Below are 19,346 nucleotides of genomic sequence, written 5' to 3' on the forward strand. Positions count from 1 at the left end.
GTTTCTGCCGCAACGGATGCCGCCGCGGGCGCCAGCCCCTATAATCGGGGGCCACTTTGCCCGCAGTACCGCCATGACCGCTGAAACGGCCGCCGAACTCCACACGATCATCGATCTGATCCGCTACGGCACCAGCCGTTTCAACGAAGCCGGGCTGACCTTCGGTCACAGCTACGACAATGCGCTGGACGAGGCCACCCAGCTGGTGCTGCACAGCCTGCACCTGCCGCACGATCTGGGCCCGGCCTATGGCCAGGCGCGCCTGCTGCAGGCCGAAAAGCTGCGCGTGCTGGAACTGTTCCAGCGTCGCATCGATGAACGCATCCCGGCCGCCTACCTGACCGGCGAGGCCTGGTTCGCCGGCCTGAGTTTCAAGAGCGACACGCGCGCCCTGGTGCCGCGCTCGCCGATCGCCGAACTGATCGAATGCGGCTTCGAGCCGTGGCTGGCCGGCCGCGATGTCAGCCGCGCGCTGGACCTGTGCACCGGTTCGGGCTGCATCGCCATCGCCATGGGCCATTACTACCCGAACTGGGAAGTGGATGGCGTCGACCTCAGCGACGACGCGCTGTCGCTGGCTGAAGAGAACAAGGAGCGCCTGCAGGCGCACAACGTCACCCTGATCAAGTCGGACCTGTTCAACGGCCTGACCGGCCGCCACTACGACCTGATCGTCACCAACCCGCCGTACGTCACCAACGACGAGACCGATGCCCTGCCGCAGGAGTACTCCTACGAGCCGGAAATGGGCCTGCGTGCCGGCGACGACGGCCTGGACCTGGTGCTGAAGATCCTGCGTGACGCGCCGCTGCACCTGAGCGAAGACGGTCTGCTGATCTGTGAAGTGGGCGAGTCCGAACAGCATCTGGTCAAGCTGCTGCCGGAAGTCGATTTCGCCTGGATCGAATTCAAGGTCGGCCAGATGGGCATCTTCGCGGTCGAATGCCGCGAGCTGATCGCCCACAGCGCCCGCATCACCGAACTGGCGGCGCAGCGCCCGTGAGCTCCAATTCGTTCGGCAAGCTGTTCACCGTCACCACGTTCGGCGAGTCGCACGGGCCGGCCATCGGCTGCGTGATCGATGGCTGCCCGCCGGGGCTGGCGCTGGACGCGGCCGAATTCGCCCACGACCTGCAGCGTCGCGCAACCGGCAAGAGCCGGCACACCTCGGCGCGTCGCGAGGCTGATGAAGTCGAAATCCTGTCCGGCGTGTACGGGGGCCTGACCACCGGCACCCCGATCGCGCTGCTGATCCGCAACACCGACCAGCGCAGCAAGGACTACGCCAACATCGGCCAGCAGTTCCGGCCGGGTCATGCCGACTACAGCTACTGGCACAAGTACGGCATCCGCGACCCGCGCGGTGGCGGCCGTTCCTCGGCACGCGAGACCACCATGCGCGTGGCCGCCGGCGTGGTCGCCAAGAAGTGGCTCGCCGAGCGCTTCGGCGTGACCGTGCGTGGCTACCTGTCGCAGTTGGGCGACATCACGCCGGCCGGTTTCGACTGGTCGGCGGTGGAAGACAATCCGTTCTTCTGGCCGCACGCCGCACAGGTGCCGGAACTGGAGGCGTACATGGATGCGCTGCGCAAGTCCGGTGATTCGGTCGGTGCGCGCGTGGACGTGGTCGCCGACAACGTGCCGCCGGGCTGGGGCGAGCCGATCTACGGCAAGCTCGATGGCGAACTGGCCGCCGCGCTGATGAGCATCAACGCGGTGAAGGGTGTGGAGATCGGTGACGGTTTCGCCAGCGCAGCGCAGAAGGGCACCGAGCACCGTGACCTGCTGACCCCGCAGGGCTTCGCCAGCAACCATGCCGGCGGCATCCTCGGTGGCATTTCCACCGGCCAGCCGGTGGTCGCCTCGATCGCGTTGAAGCCGACCTCCAGCCTGCGCCTGCCGGGTCCGTCGCTGGACACGGCCGGCAACGTGGTCGAGGTGGTCACCACCGGTCGCCACGATCCCTGCGTCGGCATCCGCGCCACACCGATCGCCGAGGCGATGGTGGCGATGGTGCTGATGGACCAGGCACTGCGCCATCGCGCGCAGTGCGGCGATGTCGGCACCATCACTCCGCGCATTCCCGGCCAGCTTGATGGCTGATACGCGGCCGACGGTATGGGTGAGCCAGCCGCTGATCGATGCGGCCATCGCGCCGCTGCGCGATCGCGTGCAGCTGCGCACCACCGACACCGTCACCGCCTGGTCGCCCGACCAGATCGCCGAACAGCTGGCCAGCGCCGACGGCGCCATCATCACCCTCAACGAGCGCATCGGTGCAGCGCAGGTGGCCGATGCCACGCAGCTGCAGGTAATCGCCAATGTCGGCGTTGGCTACAACAACCTGGATGTCGACGCGCTCAGTGCGGTCGGCATCCTCGCCAGCAACACGCCGGACGTCCTGACCGAGACCACCGCCGATCTCGGCTTCGCGTTGCTGATGGCCACTGCACGCCGCATCACTGAATCCGAGCGCTGGCTGCGCGAAGGGCAGTGGCAGCAGTGGTCGTTCCAGACCATGCTCGGCGCGGATGTCCATGGCAGCACGCTGGGCATCCTCGGCATGGGCCGCATCGGCCAGGGCATCGCCCGCCGCGGTGCGCATGGTTTCGGCATGAAGGTGCTGTACCACAACCGCTCGCAGCTGCCAGCCGCGACCGAGGCCGAGGTCGGGGCCCGTTACGTTGACCTGGACACCCTGCTGGCGCAGTCCGATCACCTGCTGCTGGTGCTGCCGTATACCCCGGCCTCGCACCACCTGATCGATGCCGCCGCGCTGGCGAAGATGAAGCCGTCGGCGACGCTGGTGAACATCGCCCGCGGTGGCCTGGTCGATGAGATCGCGCTGGCCGATGCGCTGGCCCACGGCCGCTTGGCCGCTGCCGGCCTGGATGTCTACGAAGGAGAGCCGAAGGTGCGCCCCGAACTGCTGGCGCTGCGCAATGTCGTGCTGACTCCGCATATCGGCAGCGCCTCGCTGGCCACGCGCACGGCGATGGTACAGCTGGCCGTGGATAATCTGGTTGCCGGGCTCGGTCTGGACGGCGGCCCGTCGCGCATGCCGAGCGCGATCAACGCTGACGCGGCGATGGCCGCGCGCGTGACTCTGGGCAAAAAAACCGGGAAACGATAGGGAACCTCCGCGCGCCCCGCTTGAGGAGGTTCCCCGAACCCAGCTGTCGTGCGTGTTTCTTCCCCATTCCCGTTTTCGTGAGAGTTTCCCCCATGAGCAATGCACAGCGCAGTTTCCACGTCGCCGTCGTCGGTGCCACCGGTGCGGTCGGCGAGACCATGTTGTCGATCCTGGCCGAGCGTGATTTCCCGGTCGGTACCCTGAGTGTTCTCGCTTCCGAGCGTTCGGCCGGCGGCGAGATCGAGTTCAACGGCCAGAAGGTCAAGGTCCAGGACCTGGCTACCTTTGACCCGAGCGGCGTCGAGATCGCCCTGTTCTCGGCCGGCGGCAGCGTGTCCAAGGAATACGCGCCGAAGTTCGCAGCAGCGGGCGCTGTGGTGATCGACAACTCCTCGGCCTTCCGTTACGACGATGACGTGCCGCTGGTGGTGTCCGAGGTCAACCCGGAGCAGGTCGCCAACCGTCCGCGCGGCATCATCGCCAACCCGAACTGCTCGACCATGCAGATGCTGGTGGCACTGGCACCGCTGCACCGCAAGTACGGCATCGAGCGCATCAACGTCTCCACCTACCAGTCGGTGTCTGGCGGCGGCCGTTCGGCAACCGAGGAACTGGGCAAGCAGACCGGCCAGCTGCTGAGCTTCCAGGAGATCGATCCGCAGCGCTTCCCGGTGCAGATCGCCTTCAACCTGATCCCGCACATCGATGACTTCCAGGACAACGGTTTCACCAAGGAAGAGATGAAGCTGATCTGGGAGACCCGCAAGATCCTCGGCGACGACAGCATCCTGGTGAACCCGACCGCGGTGCGCGTGCCGGTGTTCTACGGCCACTCCGAATCGGTGGCGATCGAAACCCGCGACAAGGTGACCGTGGCCGAAGCGCGCGCGCTGCTGGAACAGTCGCCGGGCGTGGAAGTGGTGGACCGCCATGAAGCCGGTGGTTATCCGACTCCGGTCACCCATGCCTCGGGCACCGATGCGGTGTATGTCGGCCGTATCCGTGAAGACCTGTCGCATCCGCGCGGCCTGAACCTGTGGATCGTGTCGGACAACGTGCGCAAGGGCGCGGCGTTGAATGCCGTGCAGCTGGCGGAGCTGGTCGCCGCCGAGCAGCGCTGATGGAGAGGCCGGGCAATGCCCGGCCTTTTCTGTAGAGCCGAGCCCACGCTAGGCTCAGGCCATGCAGCCGAGCATGGGCTCGGCTCTACATGGGTGCGGACCCCGGTCCGCACGCTTTATAGTGTCGCCCATGAATAAACGGGCCAAGGGCGCAAAGCGCCCGCTCACCTATCTGTCCGCCGCACTGCTCGCCTTGGCCAGCAGTTCGGCGCTCGCCCTGGGGTTGGGTGACATCCGGGTCCTGTCCAAGCCGGGCCAGCCCCTGCTGGCTGAAATCCCGGTGGTCTCGGCCGATCCGTCCGAGCTGGAAAACCTGCGCGTGGCGCTGGCCTCACCGGTCACCTTCGAACGTGTCGGCCTGCAGCGGCCAACCGGACTGGTCAGCGAACTGCAGTTCGAACTGACCCGCGACACGCAGGGCAGGGCAGTGGTGCGCGTCACCTCGCAGGCGCCGGTGGAGACGCCGTCGCTGAGCTTCCTGATTGAAGCCGACTGGGGTCAGGGCCGCCTGGTGCGCGAGTACTCGGCGCTGGTCGATGCGCCGCCCAGTGCGCTGGCCGTGGCCGAGCCGGAGATCGTCGCGCCGGCCGGCACGCTCTCCAATACCATCGTGCGCGAACCTGCACCGACTTCAGCTTCGGCAACGGTCCCGGCAGCAGAGACGCCCACTGCGCCGCCACCTGCGGTGGTGCCTGCATCGGCACGCCCGCGTGCGGCCTCCGCACCGGTTGCTGCACCAGCGGCCGATGGCAGCATCACCGTGCAGCGCGGGCAGACCCTGTCGCAGATCGCCAGTGCAGTGGCACGTGGCAACCAGGTCAGTCGCGACCGCGCGATGATCGCCCTGCTGCGTGCCAATCCCGAAGCCTTCATCCGGGGCAACGTCAACCTGCTCAAGCAGGGGGCGGTGCTGCGCATGCCAGGCAATGATGCGCTTGCTGCGGTCGACGCTGCCGAAGCGGCGGCGCTCGTGCGCGAGCACGCTGCGCAATGGCGGCAGGCGCGTACCGTGCCGCAACCCGCGGGTACCGTCGCCCCGGTCGCCAAGGCCGCAACCACGAACGCTTCTTCCCCGGCTGCCGCCAACGGGGCACGACTTGAGATCGCTCCGGCGCTGGCGTCCGACGCCGCGCACGCGGGCACAACCACCGGCACCGCTGCCGGCAGCGAGGGTGACATGCTGGGCAACGAACAACTGCGCCAGGCGCGTGAGGACATCGCCACCCGCGATGCCGAGATCGGCGAGCTGAAGCAGCGCGTGGCCGACCTGGAAAAACTCAAGGAACAGCAGCAGTCGCTGATCGCGATGAAGGACAACGACCTGGCCGCCGCGCAGCAGCGCCTGGCGCAGGCACCGGATGCCCGCGATGCGGCAACGCCGTGGTACTGGCTGGGGCTGCCGGTACTGCTGCTGGCGGCGGGCGCGGCCTGGCTGCTGCGTCGTCGCAAGCCGTCGCCGCTGCCGCCGCTGCGTGAGGAAGACGATGCCGCCGGCCTGACCGCGGCGGTGCCGGCGGGTGCGGTGCTGGATACGCTGGCCGAGCAGTCCTCATGGTCGTCGGCTGTTGCCGACAACGGCCGCCAGGAACCGGCGATGCCCGCGTGGGCGACCGAAACCGAAGTGCACGACGTGGTGATCGCCGAACCCGTTGCCGAGGACCTGGCGCGGGCCGACTGGCAGGCCGACACGCTGCGCGACGAGGACGCGGTGGCATTGCCCGAAGCGGTGACCGATCTGCCGCGCTGGGACGATCCCGCAACCACCGGCGACGAGGTTGTCGCCGCCGAGCCGCTGCAGGACGAACGCGTTGTACCGCAGGCGCCGGCCGAAGTGGCGGTGCCGGACTACGCACTGCATGCCGAACAGCAGCCGCAGTTCCGTGGAGTGTTCGATCTGCCGGCCGACACGCATGAGAACGAGGCTCCGGTGGACGCCGCCCGTCGCGAAGCCATCGACTGCATCGACCATGGCACCGTCGAGGCCTCTCATTCCGACGCCATCGCGTCGAGCGCGGCTGCGCCTGCCGGCGACGCGGGCTGGTCGCCACGTGCCGGCCAGGAGCGCCTGGAACTGGCCATTGCCTACCTCGATCTGGGGGACGCGCAGACTGCGCGCACCCTGTTGCTGGAAGTCGCCGAAGGCGGTGACCTGCACAGCCAGGCCCAGGCCCGCGAACTGCTGGCGCGCCTGCCGTGACCGAACCTGCCGACAAGGACCTTGCCATGAGCCGCGAACGCCGCATCGACTACGTTGAATTCGCGTCCAGCGACCCGGCCGCCAGCCGTGCCTTCTTCGAGAAGGTGTTCGACTGGTCGTTCGTCGACTACGGCAGCGACTACACGGCGTTCGACGATGGCCGCCTGCAGGGCGGCTTCTTCCGTGGCCAGCCGCAGCGGGCCAGCGACAGCGGTGCACCGCTGCTGGTGCTGTATGCCGACCAGTTGGCACCGGTCGAGGCCGCCGTGCGCGACGCCGGCGGCGAGATCGTGCGCCCGGTGTTCTCCTTCCCCGGTGGCAGTCGCTTCCAGTTCGTCGAGCCCGGTGGCAACGAACTGGCGGTCTGGTCCGAACGCGATCCGGCCTGAGCGCCGCCCCATCCGCAACATCGAGGTAGCACATGCGTTATGCGCTTGGCGTCGAGTACGACGGCAGCGATTTCAGGGGCTGGCAGAACCTGGGCGAGGGTGGTCCCAGCGTGCAAGCCAGCCTCGAGCAGGCCCTGTCATCGGTGGCTGATGCGCCGCTGCAGGTGGTCTGCGCCGGCCGCACCGATGCCGGCGTGCACGGCCAGTGCCAGGTCGTGCATTTCGATACCGACGTGGTGCGCGATCCGCGCGCCTGGATGCTCGGCACCACCACCCGCCTGCCGCGCTCGATCGCGGTGCGCTGGTGCGTGCCGGTGGCCGATGATTTCCACGCCCGCTTCTCCGCACGTGCGCGCCGCTACCGCTATCGGCTGCTCAACCGCGAGGTACGGCCGGCACTGGACCGGCAGACCCTGAGCTGGGAGCGCCGGGCGCTGGACGAGACCCTGATGCACGCCGCCGGCCAGGCCCTGCTTGGCGAGAACGACTTCAGCGCGTTCCGTTCGGTGCAGTGCCAGGCGCTGCATGCGCGGCGTGAACTGCAGTCGTTGCAGGTCAGCCGCCATGGCGAAGTGATCGAAGTCGCAGTACGTGGCAATGCATTTCTTCATCACATGGTCCGCAATATCGTCGGATCGTTGATCCTGGTGGGCAGCGGTGAAAAACCGGTGGAATGGATCGCCGAACTGCTGGCCGGGCGCGACCGCACCGTAGCTGGTCCCACCGCACCGCCGCAGGGCCTGGTGTTCCTTGGGCCCCTGTACCCCGACAACTGGCATCTGCCCGCCGAGGTCACGCTATGAGCCGTTCCTACTACCGTACGCGCATCAAGTTCTGTGGAATGACCCGTGCCGGCGACGTCCGCCTGGCCGGTGAGCTGGGCGTGGACGCAGTGGGTTTCATCTTTGCCCGCGAGAGCAGCCGCCGGGTCGCACCGGCCGAGGCCCGCGCGATGCGCCAGGCGATCGCACCGATGGTCGACGTGGTGGCGCTGTTCCGCAACAACAGCAAGGAAGAAGTGCGCGAGGTCCTGCGCACGGTGCGGCCGACCCTGCTGCAGTTCCACGGCGAGGAAGACGAGAGCTTCTGCCGCAGCTTCAACATGCCGTACCTGAAGGCGATCGCCATGGGGGGCCGTGAAGAGGTCAACGCCCGCACCCTGCAGTTGCGCTACCCCAGCGCTGCCGGCTTCCTGTTCGACAGCCACGCTCCGGGAGGCGGTGGCGGCACCGGCGTGGCATTCGACTGGGGCCGCGTTCCGACCGGATTGCACCGGCCGTTCCTGCTGGCCGGTGGCCTGAACCCGGAAAACGTCTACGACGCCGTGCTGGCGACGCTGCCGTGGGGCGTGGACGTCTCCAGTGGCATCGAACTGGAACCGGGCATCAAGGACGGCTACAGGATGCGCACCTTCGTCGAGGAAGTGCGTCGCGCGGATTGCACCGTTCTGGAGTGATTTGCGCCACCTGAGTGTGATGGGAGTCACGCTTCCGGGTGGTTCAGGTTCCAGCGTCAAAAAGTCGACACCCCCCGAACATCTGATCGGACACAATGCGCCCAGCCTTACCTGGCCGGGTGCGATGCCGTGTGCGTGTCGCTGGCCGCACCCTTGAGATACGACTTACCTTTCGAACGAGGACGCAATGGATATGCCCCATCTTTCTTCCCACCGTCTCCGCCTGGCCCGCCTGACGCTCGTGCCCGGCCTGCTGCTCGCCTTGGGCGCGTGTGCGGCTGGTGACTCATCCGCCCCGACAGCATCGGCACCGGCCGCTGCCACACCGGCGGCCGCACCTGCCGCAGTGCCGGCCACAGCTCCGGCTGCCGACGGCCTGGCTGCGCTGATCCAGGCCAGTGGCGTGAAATGCAGCAACGCCAGTACGGGCAGCGGCTGCACGGCCGGTGATGTGGACAGCGGTGATTTCTACGATGTTGAACTGTTGCCGGACTGTGGCGACCAGGGTTTCTTTGCCGGCGTAGCCGACGCCAAGGGCGTGGAGACGTTGAATGCGGTGCCATCCACCGGCAGCAAGGCCAGCGTGACCGCGAAGCTGTCGAAGGGGCAGCTGGTCTGCGTGCAGGGCATCGGGCGCACCGGACAGAATCCCCTGTTCTATTACGTGGTTGCGGTTCCCGCTGCGACGGTCGGCAAGTGCAAGGGCAACACGTTGTGTGACACCTATGGCGACAGGCCGATCACTGGCTTGGCCAGCACAGGGGGCGAGGCCTGCCATGCGGCGGCGCCGGGACGTTACGCCGGGAACTGCGCACAGGGCTGGGTCAGTGCGGACGTGCTCGACGTGTTTTCCAACGGAATGTAATCACCGCCAGGGGAGCGGTCCAATCAACTACTGGCAAAGGAACAGCTCATGTCGGATCCAAAAATCACCCGGCTGGTCAGCAGCGTAGGTACCACGCGCACGCTGGAAATGGACGATGGCAGTGTCATCGAACGATCAGGTGGCAGCGTCTCGTGGCGCAACAACAATCCTGGCAATCTCAAGTTTGAATTCGCCGGCAGCGCGGACAAGACGGTGACCAATCCGCGTACCCGCGAGCAGGCGCTGGAATCGGCGCAGGGGCGCTACAAGGGCGTGGTCGATCTCGACCAATGGGGCAACGCGGTCTTCGAAAGCTATGAAGCTGGCCGGGTGGCGAAGATCCAGCTGCTCGAACGCCGGTTCGGCGACAAGACCGTGGAGGAAATGCTGCCGAGCTACTCCACGAAGGATTACAGCGGCACCACCCACCACAAGGAGCAGGCGGCCACCATCTATGCCGAAGGCGATCGCCAGGGTGTCGATCTGCGCTCGAAGACCGTCGGCCAGATGAGCGTGCGCGAGCGTGAAGTGCTGGCCGACGGCATCCGCCGTTTCGAGGGCTGGCAGCCGGGTGAGGTTGCCACGCAGCAGCCACCCACGCGCGCACAGGCGGCCACGCCCGTGCAGACCCAGGCCCAAACGCAGGTACAGACGCCTTCGGCAGCTGCGCCCGCGGCGGGCCAGGCCGCGGCTGCAGTTGGCAGTGCCGCGCTCTACAACGAGGCCTATCAGCATTTCATGGCCTCGGGCCGCCAGTACGAATACGGGCGCCCCGACCATCCGCGTCCCGGTCGCGACAGCAGCCGGCTGGAGCGTGACCTCGATGGTGACGGACGCTTCGGCGTGGATTGCTCGGCATTCGTATGGCGTGGGCTGAAGAACGCAGGTTACGACGTGCGTGGCGAGAACGCCGCAGGGTTCACTACCTCGACGCTGTTCAATGGCGCGAACACGACCGCTTACGCACGCGAGCATTTCGATGTGACCTCGGCTGCCGAAGCACGCAAGCCGAACGGATCGCTGAAGCAGGGCGATATCCTGATGTTCTCCTCGTCGCAGGGCCAGCATGTCGGTATTTTCAAAGGCTACGACGCGCAGGGAAACATCCAGTTCATCGGCTCGCAGGGAAGCACCGGGCCGGCCGAAGTCACCATCCGGCCGGGCGGGTACTGGGATGGCGGAAGCACCCGCATCGTTGGTGCGCTGACACCGAAGCCGGAATTCCAGGTGCGCGCGCCGCTGCATGGCAATGGCGAACCTGCGCTGTCCCGGCCTGGCGCCACCGTGCAGCCGGCTGCATCACACCCGGCGGCCACCAGCGAGGTGATGAAGCAGGGGCAGCGTGGCACCGACGTGCAGGCGTTGCAGCAGACCCTCAATCAGCTCGGCGTGCGTGATGCGCAGGGCCATCGGTTGTCGGAGGATGGCCGTTTCGGTGACCACACCCGCGAAGCGGTGATCGCGTTCCAGAAGCAGCAGGGGCTGGCGGCCGATGGAATTGTCGGTCGCCAGACCACAGCCGCACTGGCGGCGGGCCGTGCGCAGGGCCATGAACCTGCAGCGGCTGCACCGAAGGGGCCGTCGCTGAACGATGCATCGCATCCGGACCACGCACTGCACAACGCCGTCCGCAGCAAGCTTCCCAGCGTGTTTTCCGAAGAGGCTGCGGCCAGTATCACCCTGCATGCAAAGCAGAACGGTATCGACGCGGCCGACAAGCTGCAGAGCATCACGGTGCAGGATGGCAAGGCGTTCGTGATGGGCACGACGCCGGGCTTCCGCACCGCCGTCGATCTGGCCCAGGCGCCGCCGTCACTGGAGCAGACCAGTGCCAAGCTGCTGGCAGATCCGTCGCACCAGCAGCAGGTGCATGAGGAGCAACAGCGGGTCGCGATGGGCGGTCGCTGAGGCCTGCGTTGCCGGCTCCGGGAGGTGAATGCCGCCCGGGGCCTCGTCTCATCGCAGTTGCGCTGCAGCCCAGTCGGCCAGGGCGTCCACCCGTGCATCGGCCGGGCCATCCGGCCGCGCCAGCACCCAGAAGCCGCCGGTGGCGGCAAACCCCCACGGTGCGACCAGCCGGCCTGCTGCCAGATCTTCGGCCACCAGCGGCTCGGGCGCGATCGCCGGGCCCAGCCCGGCGACTGCTGCTTCCAGCAGGTAATAGAGATGTTCGAAAGCGGTGCCCAGCTGCAACTTTGATGGGTCCAGGCGATGTGCCTGCGCCCATGCCGGCCACGCCTGTGGCCGCGAGCTGGTGTGCAGCACTGTTTCCTGCAGCAGTGCCGAGGGCGGTGCCTGCCGCAGGCGCTGCGCCGCCGGATGTGACGGGGCCACCACCACGCCAACCCGCTCCGGTGCCAGCTCGCGGACCTGCCAGCCCCGTGGCCACGGACCCTGCGCCAGCAGCAGCACGGCGTCCAGCGCCGCCTGCGCTTCGGTGAAACTGCCATCCAGCGCCGACCACTGCAGGCGCACGCCGGGCAGGGCGGCCTGCAGCACGGGCAGGCGCGGAATCATCCAGCGCGCCAGTACGCTGCCGCTGCAGCCCAGTACCAGTGCTGGGGAGGCCGCTGGCCGGCGCAGCTCGCGCACGCAGTCCTCGATCCCGCCGAAGGCCTCGCTGCACGCCGCCTGCAGGCGGGTGCCGGCCGCTGTCAGTCGCAGCCCGCGACCGGCACGCTGGAACAGCGCCAGGCCGAGATGGTCTTCCAGCAGCTTCAGTTGTCGGCTGACCGCGCCGTGGGTGACGTGCAGGTCCTGTGCGGCGCGGCCCACGCCACCGAGGCGTGCGGTGGCCTCGAACGCGCGCAGTGCATTGAGCGGCGGAAGCAGGGAACGGCTCATGTGAGATTTCCTGACGATATGCGCCAGATAATATCCATTTTCCGGTCACGACCCGTGCGCTAGAGTATCCACCTGTCTGAACCACCGGTCGTATCCATGTCTGCCTCCCCCATTGCCGACTACCACGCCTTCCCGGATGCCCAGGGTCACTTCGGCCGCTACGGCGGCAGTTTCGTTGCCGAAACCCTGGTCGGCCCGCTGCAGGAACTGGCCCAGGCCTATGACCAGGCCCGCCAGGACCCCGAATTCCAGGCGGCCTATGACCGCGACCTGGCACATTACGTGGGCCGGCCGAGCCCGATCTATCACGCCCAGCGCCTGAGCGATCACGTCGGCGGCGCGCAGATCCTGCTCAAGCGCGAGGACCTGAACCACACCGGCGCGCACAAGATCAACAACACCATCGGCCAGGCGCTGCTGGCGGCGCGGATGGGCAAGAAGCGCATCATCGCCGAGACCGGTGCCGGTCAGCATGGCGTGGCCAGTGCCACGGTTGCTGCGCGACTGGGCCTGGAATGCGTGGTGTACATGGGTGCCACCGACATCGAGCGGCAGAAGATCAACGTCTACCGCATGAAACTGCTCGGCGCGACGGTGGTGCCGGTCACCTCCGGCTCGGCCACCTTGAAGGATGCGCTCAACGAAGCGATGCGCGACTGGGTGACCAACGTGCAGGACACCTTCTACATCATCGGCACCGTGGCTGGACCGGATCCGTACCCGCGCATGGTTCGTGACTTCAATGCCATCGTCGGCCGCGAAGCGCGTGAGCAGATGCTGGCCGAGTACGGTCGCCTGCCGGATGCGATCACCGCCTGCGTCGGTGGCGGCAGCAATGCCATCGGCCTGTTCCATGCCTTCCTCAACGACCGCCAGGTCGAGATCGTCGGCGCTGAAGCCGCCGGTGACGGCATCAGCACCGGGCGCCACGCCGCATCGATCGCTGCCGGTCGCCCCGGCGTGCTGCACGGCAACCGCACCTATGTGCTGTGCGACGACGACGGCCAGATCATCGAGACCCACTCGGTCTCGGCCGGCCTGGACTATCCGGGCGTCGGCCCGGAGCACGCGTTCCTGGCCGATACCGGCCGTGCGCGCTATCTCGGCATCACCGATGAAGAAGCGCTGCAGGCCTTCCACCTGCTGGCGCACACCGAAGGCATCCTGCCGGCACTGGAATCCAGCCATGCGCTGGCGCAGGCGATCAAGCTGGCGCGTGAGCGTCCGCGTGACCAGATCGTGCTCTGCAATCTGTCCGGCCGTGGCGACAAGGACGTGCATACCATCGCCGCGCGCGAAGGGCTGGTGCTGTGAGCGCGCTGCTGCGGAACAGTGGCGTGCTGCTGCTGGCACTGGGGTTGGCCGCGTGCCAGCAGCCGGAGCCGCCGGTGCTGGCACCGGCCGCCAAGGCCACCACGCAGCCTGTGCAGCAGGCCGCCAACGATGATCTTGACCCGATGGCGCGTACGCCCATTGTCGATGCCCCCTCCGAAGAAGGGACCAGCGGCGATGACACGCCCGCGGTGGCTTCGGTGGCGCTGGATCATGCCGGTGACGTGCTGGTTGGCCAGCACATGAGTGACCTGAAGGCACAGGGTCCCTGGAAGGCGCAGGGTGCGAGGGAATTCTTCGAAGGCGACTGCGAGTACTACGACGGCAAGGGGCTGCCGCCGGGCGTGTCGATGATGACCGACGACGACCGCGTGGTCCGTTTTGATCTGAAGCCGGGTGATGAGCCGGAACTGCCGGTTGAACAGCCGGGGCCGTTCGGACTGCGCATCGGCATGACCCGTGCCCAGGCCATGGCCCAGTTCCCGAAACCGCCGGTGTCCAGCCCGCATGCCTACGACGGTGACCAGGGCGAGTACCTCACCTGGCAGGACCCGGGTTCGGACCTGGGCATCCGCCTGGAACTGTTTGAAGGGAAGGTTACCCGGATGTACTGGGGGACCAGCGATGCGATTGAACTGATTGAAGGATGTGCCTGAGATGCCTGTATCCCGACTCGATGCCTGTTTCCAGCGACTGCGCGAGCAGCAGCGCAAGGCGCTGATTCCCTTCATCACTGCCGGTGATCCCTCGCTGGAGGCCACCGTGCCGGTGATGCACGCGCTGGTCGATGCCGGTGCCGACGTGATTGAACTGGGCGTGCCGTTCTCCGACCCGATGGCCGACGGCCCGACCATCCAGCGCAGCTCCGAGCGTGCGCTGGCACGCGGGGCGGGCAGCCGCTACGTGCTGCAGGCCGTGGCGCAGTTCCGCGAGCGTGACGCGCAGACGCCGGTGGTGCTGATGGGCTACCTGAACCCGGTGGAGATCCACGGCTACGCGGCCTTCGCCAAGGCGGCCGTGGAGGCCGGTGTGGATGGTGTGCTGCTGGTCGACCTGCCACCGGAAGAAGCCGGTGAAGCGCAGCAGGCCTTTGATGCAGCGGGCCTGGCACTGGTCCTGCTGGCCTCGCCGACCACCAGCGAAGCGCGGGCCGACAAGCTGTTGGCACTGGCCCGTGGCTACCTCTACTACGTCAGCTTTGCCGGTGTCACCGGCGCGTCCGAGCGGCTGGACAGTGATGCTGCCAGCGCCCGCCTGCAGGCCCTGCGTGCGCGCGCGTCGGTGCCGGTGGTGGCTGGCTTCGGCATCAAGGATGCCGCCAGTGCGGCGGCGATGGCGCGCCAGGCCGATGGCGTGGTGGTCGGCAGCGCTCTGGTGGCGGTGCTGGCCGAAGCGGGCTCGGCTGAAGAGGCCGCGCAGCGCGCGGGAGCCTTCCTGTCCCCGCTGCGGCAGGCGCTGGACGCGTAACGGTGGTGCCGGCCGCTGGCCGGCATCCGCCTGACGGCTCACATGCAAGGGCTGCCGGCCAGCGGCCGGCACGACCCAGCATCTAAACGTACGTCCCAGCATGGTTTTTTTCAGGCTGCCCCGTGGCCGGCAAGGGGGTGCACGGGCGGGGAAAGCGGAGCTAGACTGTCCGCCTTTGCGGCCCTTGGGCCGCCCTGAACGGAAGTGTCCTCCCGCATGAGTTGGCTCAGCAAGTTGATGCCGTCCGGCATCCGCACCGACAACACCCCCAGCAAGAAGCGCAGTGTCCCCGAGGGCCTGTGGGAAAAGTGCAGCAACTGCGGCAGCGCGTTGTACCGTCCGGAACTGGAAGAGAATCTGGAGGTCTGCCCGAAGTGCGGCCACCACATGGCGATCCGCGCGCGTGCGCGCCTGGCCGCCCTGTTCGACGCCGACAGCACCACCGAGATCGGTGCGCGCCTGGGGCCGACCGACCTGCTCAAGTTCAAGGACCAGAAGAAGTACAGCGAGCGCATCAAGATCGCGCAGAAGAACACCGGCGAATATGACGCGCTGATCGCCATGCGCGGCCTGCTCAAGGGCCGTGCGCTGGTGGCCTCGTCGTTCGACTTCGCCTTCATGGGGGGCTCGATGGGCTCGGTGGTGGGTGAGCGTTTCGCGCTGGCCGCCGAAACCGCAGTCGAGATCGGTGCCCCGTACGTGTGCTTCTCGCAGAGTGGCGGCGCGCGCATGCAGGAAGGCCTGTTCTCGCTGATGCAGATGGCCAAGACCTCGGCCGCGCTGGGCAAGCTGCGTGAGGCCGGTCTGCCGTACATCTCGGTGCTGACCCACCCGACCACTGGTGGCGTGTCGGCCTCCTTCGCGATGCTGGGCGACATCAACATCGCCGAGCCGCAGGCGCTGATCGGCTTCGCTGGCCCGCGCGTGATCGAGCAGACCGTGCGCGAAAAGCTGCCGGAAGGCTTCCAGCGTTCGGAGTTCCTGCTGGAGCACGGTGCCATCGACCAGATCTGTGACCGCCGCGAGATGCGTGACCGCCTGTCCGACCTGCTGGCGATGCTGGGCCGTCAGCCGGCGCCGGAGGTGGCTTGATGGGAGGCCGCAAGTACTTCGGTACTGATGGCATCCGTGGGCGGGTCGGCCAGGGCGTGATCTCGGCTGACTTCGTGTTGCGCCTGGGCAACGCCCTGGGCCGTGTCCTGGTCGCCCAGCGCGGCCAGGACGGGCGCAGGCCGATCGTGGTGATCGGCAAGGACACCCGCATTTCCGGTTACATGTTCGAAGCGGCTCTGGAAGCAGGCCTGGTGGCCGCCGGTGCCGACGTGCAGCTGCTCGGCCCGATGCCGACCCCGGCGGTGGCGTTCCTGACCCGCACGCTGGGTGTGGACGCCGGCATCGTCATCAGCGCCTCGCACAACCCGCATTACGACAACGGCATCAAGTTCTTCTCCGCCCAGGGCGAGAAACTCGACGACGCCACCGAACTGGCCCTGGAAGCGGCGCTGGACATTCCGTTCACCACCGCCGAATCGGAGAAGCTGGGCAAGGCGTCGCGCGCGCGCGAAGCGGTCGGCCGCTACATCGAGTTCTGCAAGGCCAGCGTGCCGCGCGCGTTCGACCTGCGTGGCGTGCGCCTGGTACTGGATTGCGCACACGGCGCCACCTACCAGATCGCACCGTTGCTGTTCCGCGAACTGGGTGCCGAAGTGATCGGCATCGGGGCCGAGCCCAATGGCGTCAACATCAACGCCGGCGTGGGCTCCACCCATATCGACAACCTGGCGGCCAAGGTCCGCGAGACCCGCGCCGATCTCGGCATCGCCTTCGATGGTGATGGCGACCGTGTGCTGATGGCCGACGACCAGGGCAACCCGGTCGACGGCGATGACCTGCTGTACATCCTGGCCCGCGCCTGGAAGGACGAAGGCCGCCTGCGCGGCCCGGTGGTCGGCACGCTGATGAGCAACTACGGTGTAGAGAAGGCCTTCGCCGATCTGCAGATCCCGTTCGTGCGCAGCAACGTCGGTGACCGCTACGTGCACCAGGCATTGGTCGAGGGCGGTGGTGTACTCGGTGGCGAAGCCTCGGGCCACTTGCTGTGCCTGGACCGGGCCACCACCGGCGATGGCATAGTCAGCGCCCTGCAGGTGCTGGTCGCGCTGCGCAACAGTGGGCAGACCCTGCGCCAGGCACTGAAGGGCCTGGTACGGGTGCCGCAGAAGACCGTCAACGTGCGCCTGGGCAATGTCTCGGCCAAGGCCACGGTGCAGTCTGAAAGCGTGCAGTCTGCGCTGGCTGTGGCGCAGCAGGCCGTAGCCGGCCGTGGCCGCGCGTTCCTGCGTCCGTCCGGTACCGAGCCGGTGGTGCGGGTCACCGTGGAGGCCGATGACGCCACGCTGATGCAGCAGACGCTGGACCGCTTGTCCGCTGCGGTGCGTGAAGCCGCCAGTTGAGGCGCCTGCCCGTCGGTACAGGAAAAACGCCCCGGAATTCCGGGGCGTTTTCTTTTTGCGGGCAGGGCTGTGTCGCGCCTACGGCCCCGGCACCATCTTTTTCTGGCGTGCCTTGAACCCATTGAACAGCGGCGCGATCAGCGGGTTGTAACTCAGGCGGATGCGCTTGCGCAGCCAGTTGGCCGGCCGGTTGCGGATCGCGAAACGGTAGATGCGTTCCGGGTCGCCGCCGATCACGTTGCGGCCGAACGGGTGGGTGGTGTGCAGGTAGCGGAAGCCCTGCTCGCGCGCCACTTCGATGTGATCCTGGTCGAAATCACCGTACGGCCAGCACAGCGTATCGGACACGTCGCCGAGCTTGTCCTGCAGGACTTCGCGCGAGATCGCCAGATCCCGGCTGAGGCCTGCGCGGCGCTGCGCACGGTCCAGATCGTCGCGGCGCAGCCAGCGGGTATGGGTATGGGTGTGGCAATGCACTTCGAAGGTGCCGGCGGCGATGGCCGCACGTGCTTCGCTCCAGCGCATCATCACATCGTCACTGCGGTCCTGCTCGTAGATCGCCGCTTCGCAGCCACGATGGTCCGGCGTCGGCGGCAGCGTCGCGCCAGCAATGCCGGCGTGCGGACGTTCCGGGCCTTCGCCCATCCAGCCGGTGACCACGAACACCACCGCATGCATGCCGTACTTCTGCAGGATCGGATGGGCATACACCCAGTTGTCGAGGTAGCCATCGTCGAAGGTGATGACGATCGACCTGCGCGGCACCGGCTTGCCGGCCATGAAGCCTGCGTACTGGTCCAGCGTCAGTGAGGTCCAGCCATTGCCTGCCAGCCACGCGATCTGGCTTTCGAAGTTTTCCGGCGACACGGTGATCATGCCCGGCGAGGGGCTGACATGGTGGTGCATCAGCACCGGAACGGTTCGCGCATCAGCCATGTCCCAGCTCCTTCAGCCACTGGTGGTAGTAATGTTCGGTGGCTTCACCGTGGCCGTCCGGCGTGAAGCGATGTGCGCCGTGCATCCAGTCCCAGCCAGCGCGTCCCATCTGCCGCCGCCGTTCCGGGTCGTCCACCAGCAGGCGCAATGCACCTGTCAGGGCGGCATTGTCACCCAAACGGGTGAGGATCGCATTGCTGCCATCGACCACCATCTCCGGCACGCCACCCACTCGCGTGGCTACGATCGGTACGCCCACGTAAGCCGCTTCCAGGAACACGGTGCCGGCTGCTTCTTTGTGCGAGGCCAGTGCGAAGATGTCGAAGCCGGCCATCAGCCGGCAGGCTCCATCGCGGTAGCCGAGCAGGTGCACCTGGCGCTGCAGCCCGTGCTCGGCGCACATCGCCTGCAGTCGTTCCGTCACGGCCTGGCCATCGCCGACGATCACCAGGTGCAGGTTCGGGTTGGCCTTGCACAGCGGCACCATCGCCTGCATCAGGTCGACATGGCCCTTGGGCTCGCGCAGCACCGCCACGCAGCCGACCACGATGTCCTGTTCACCGAAGCCGAGCTCGGCACGTACTTGCGCGCGCACCTCCTGCAGGCACTGCCAGGGATCGGCCTTGCGGATCTCGCTCCAGCGCGGCGGAACTGCGATCGGCGGCACGATGCCGATGCGCTCGGTCGGAATGCCGCGGTCGGCCAGCAGCTGCTTGACGAAGCTGCTGACGGTCAATACCCGGTGTGGAAGGCCGGTATAGGTCAGCAGCGAATTGACCGGGCTCATCAGATGGCGCGAGCGCACCACCAGCGGCGTGCCGCCCAGGCGTGCACCGGCGGCGGCGATCAGTGCATCGCGGCGGCTGGTGGTGTTGACCACGTCGTAATGTTCGCGGCGCACCAGTCGCGATACCCACCACACGCCACGCAGCAGGCGCGCCAGGCCTCCCATGCGCAGCGTATGCACGGTGAAGCCGTCGTCGCGTGCCAGTGTGGCCAGGCGCGCATCGGGCTGGCACAGCAACGACACCTCATGGCCACGCGCGCGCATCACCTGCATGTGCCGGAAGATGTAGATCTCCTGCCCGCCCATTCCCTTGGCGGCTTCGGTATGTAGGATGCGCAGCGGACGGTTCATGCAGGATCGGCCCTT

General features: G+C 67.4%; 18 protein-coding genes. 15 read left to right on the forward strand and 3 right to left on the reverse strand.

Annotation, left to right across the window (positions count from 1 at the left end):
* Nucleotides 1-73 precede the first annotated feature (73 nt).
* The 10 genes from prmB to N5D20_RS01970 all read left to right on the forward strand — a co-directional run bounded on the left by prmB (nt 74) and on the right by N5D20_RS01970 (nt 11,069).
* Entirely contained in the window at nt 74-1,003 is a 930-nt protein-coding gene (gene prmB / locus N5D20_RS01925) for a 50S ribosomal protein L3 N(5)-glutamine methyltransferase (protein ID WP_197578322.1), read from the forward strand.
* Nucleotides 1,000-2,103, forward strand: coding sequence for a chorismate synthase (aroC, locus tag N5D20_RS01930; protein ID WP_197578323.1), 1,104 nt, complete (start codon nt 1,000-1,002; stop codon nt 2,101-2,103). Before prmB ends, aroC begins: the two co-directional genes overlap by 4 nt.
* A complete protein-coding gene (locus N5D20_RS01935) occupies nt 2,096-3,133 on the forward strand; it encodes a D-glycerate dehydrogenase (protein ID WP_197578324.1) in 1,038 nt (345 codons plus the stop codon). Before aroC ends, N5D20_RS01935 begins: the two co-directional genes overlap by 8 nt.
* A 92-nt stretch (nt 3,134-3,225) precedes the next feature.
* Nucleotides 3,226-4,254: an aspartate-semialdehyde dehydrogenase gene (locus N5D20_RS01940; protein ID WP_010483049.1), complete on the forward strand. Its 1,029-nt coding sequence runs from the start codon at nt 3,226-3,228 to the stop codon at nt 4,252-4,254.
* 130 nt (nt 4,255-4,384) lie between these two features.
* Complete coding sequence (locus tag N5D20_RS01945; protein ID WP_197578325.1) at nt 4,385-6,451, forward strand: FimV/HubP family polar landmark protein; 2,067 nt, start codon at nt 4,385-4,387, stop codon at nt 6,449-6,451.
* Nucleotides 6,452-6,477: 26 nt separating this feature from the next.
* Nucleotides 6,478-6,840 (forward strand): VOC family protein, encoded by a 363-nt coding sequence (locus N5D20_RS01950; protein ID WP_032952441.1) that lies wholly within the window; start codon nt 6,478-6,480, stop codon nt 6,838-6,840.
* Between the two features lie 32 nt (nt 6,841-6,872).
* Nucleotides 6,873-7,643 carry a tRNA pseudouridine(38-40) synthase TruA gene (gene truA / locus N5D20_RS01955; protein WP_049398724.1) on the forward strand — a complete coding sequence of 257 codons (771 nt, stop codon included), beginning with the start codon at nt 6,873-6,875 and terminating at the stop codon, nt 7,641-7,643.
* Complete coding sequence (locus N5D20_RS01960) at nt 7,640-8,296, forward strand: phosphoribosylanthranilate isomerase (RefSeq protein ID WP_010483057.1); 657 nt, start codon at nt 7,640-7,642, stop codon at nt 8,294-8,296. The genes truA and N5D20_RS01960 overlap by 4 nt, the downstream gene beginning before the upstream one ends.
* A gap of 187 nt (nt 8,297-8,483) precedes the next feature.
* Complete coding sequence (locus tag N5D20_RS01965; protein ID WP_100049987.1) at nt 8,484-9,161, forward strand: hypothetical protein; 678 nt, start codon at nt 8,484-8,486, stop codon at nt 9,159-9,161.
* Between the two features lie 48 nt (nt 9,162-9,209).
* Nucleotides 9,210-11,069, forward strand: coding sequence for a peptidoglycan-binding protein (locus N5D20_RS01970; RefSeq protein WP_197578326.1), 1,860 nt, complete (start codon nt 9,210-9,212; stop codon nt 11,067-11,069).
* A gap of 48 nt (nt 11,070-11,117) precedes the next feature.
* Here the strand turns inward: N5D20_RS01970 and N5D20_RS01975 are convergent, their stop codons facing one another.
* Complete coding sequence (locus N5D20_RS01975) at nt 11,118-12,005, reverse strand: LysR family transcriptional regulator (protein ID WP_049436785.1); 888 nt, start codon at nt 12,003-12,005, stop codon at nt 11,118-11,120.
* Nucleotides 12,006-12,101: 96 nt separating this feature from the next.
* On the opposite strand from N5D20_RS01975, the gene trpB reads away from it, so the two are divergent.
* The 5 genes from trpB to glmM all read left to right on the forward strand — a co-directional run bounded on the left by trpB (nt 12,102) and on the right by glmM (nt 17,257).
* Nucleotides 12,102-13,319, forward strand: coding sequence for a tryptophan synthase subunit beta (gene trpB, locus N5D20_RS01980; protein WP_019336660.1), 1,218 nt, complete (start codon nt 12,102-12,104; stop codon nt 13,317-13,319).
* Complete coding sequence (locus N5D20_RS01985) at nt 13,316-13,993, forward strand: hypothetical protein (protein ID WP_279914706.1); 678 nt, start codon at nt 13,316-13,318, stop codon at nt 13,991-13,993. Before trpB ends, N5D20_RS01985 begins: the two co-directional genes overlap by 4 nt.
* Before the next feature lies 1 nt (nt 13,994).
* The gene (gene trpA / locus N5D20_RS01990; RefSeq protein WP_197578328.1) at nt 13,995-14,804 is read left to right on the forward strand and encodes a tryptophan synthase subunit alpha; all 810 of its coding nucleotides are present in this window, start codon (nt 13,995-13,997) and stop codon (nt 14,802-14,804) included.
* A 216-nt stretch (nt 14,805-15,020) separates the two neighbouring features.
* Nucleotides 15,021-15,896 (forward strand): acetyl-CoA carboxylase, carboxyltransferase subunit beta, encoded by an 876-nt coding sequence (gene accD / locus N5D20_RS01995; protein WP_005410473.1) that lies wholly within the window; start codon nt 15,021-15,023, stop codon nt 15,894-15,896.
* Nucleotides 15,896-17,257, forward strand: a complete 1,362-nt coding sequence (gene glmM / locus N5D20_RS02000) for a phosphoglucosamine mutase (RefSeq protein WP_010483073.1) — start codon at nt 15,896-15,898, stop codon at nt 17,255-17,257. Before accD ends, glmM begins: the two co-directional genes overlap by 1 nt.
* Before the next feature lie 78 nt (nt 17,258-17,335).
* Here glmM and N5D20_RS02005 read toward each other — a convergent pair whose 3' ends face one another.
* Together N5D20_RS02005 and N5D20_RS02010 are read right to left on the reverse strand one after the other, a co-directional pair.
* The gene (locus N5D20_RS02005) at nt 17,336-18,193 is read right to left on the reverse strand and encodes a polysaccharide deacetylase family protein (RefSeq protein ID WP_197578329.1); all 858 of its coding nucleotides are present in this window, start codon (nt 18,191-18,193) and stop codon (nt 17,336-17,338) included.
* On the reverse strand, nt 18,186-19,331 hold the full coding sequence (locus tag N5D20_RS02010) for a glycosyltransferase family 4 protein (RefSeq protein ID WP_049436782.1): 1,146 nt from the start codon (nt 19,329-19,331) through the stop codon (nt 18,186-18,188). Before N5D20_RS02010 ends, N5D20_RS02005 begins: the two co-directional genes overlap by 8 nt.
* Nucleotides 19,332-19,346: the final 15 nt, after the last annotated feature.

Source organism: Stenotrophomonas sp. GD03877, from assembly GCF_029840555.1.
Lineage (GTDB): Bacteria > Pseudomonadota > Gammaproteobacteria > Xanthomonadales > Xanthomonadaceae > Stenotrophomonas > Stenotrophomonas geniculata.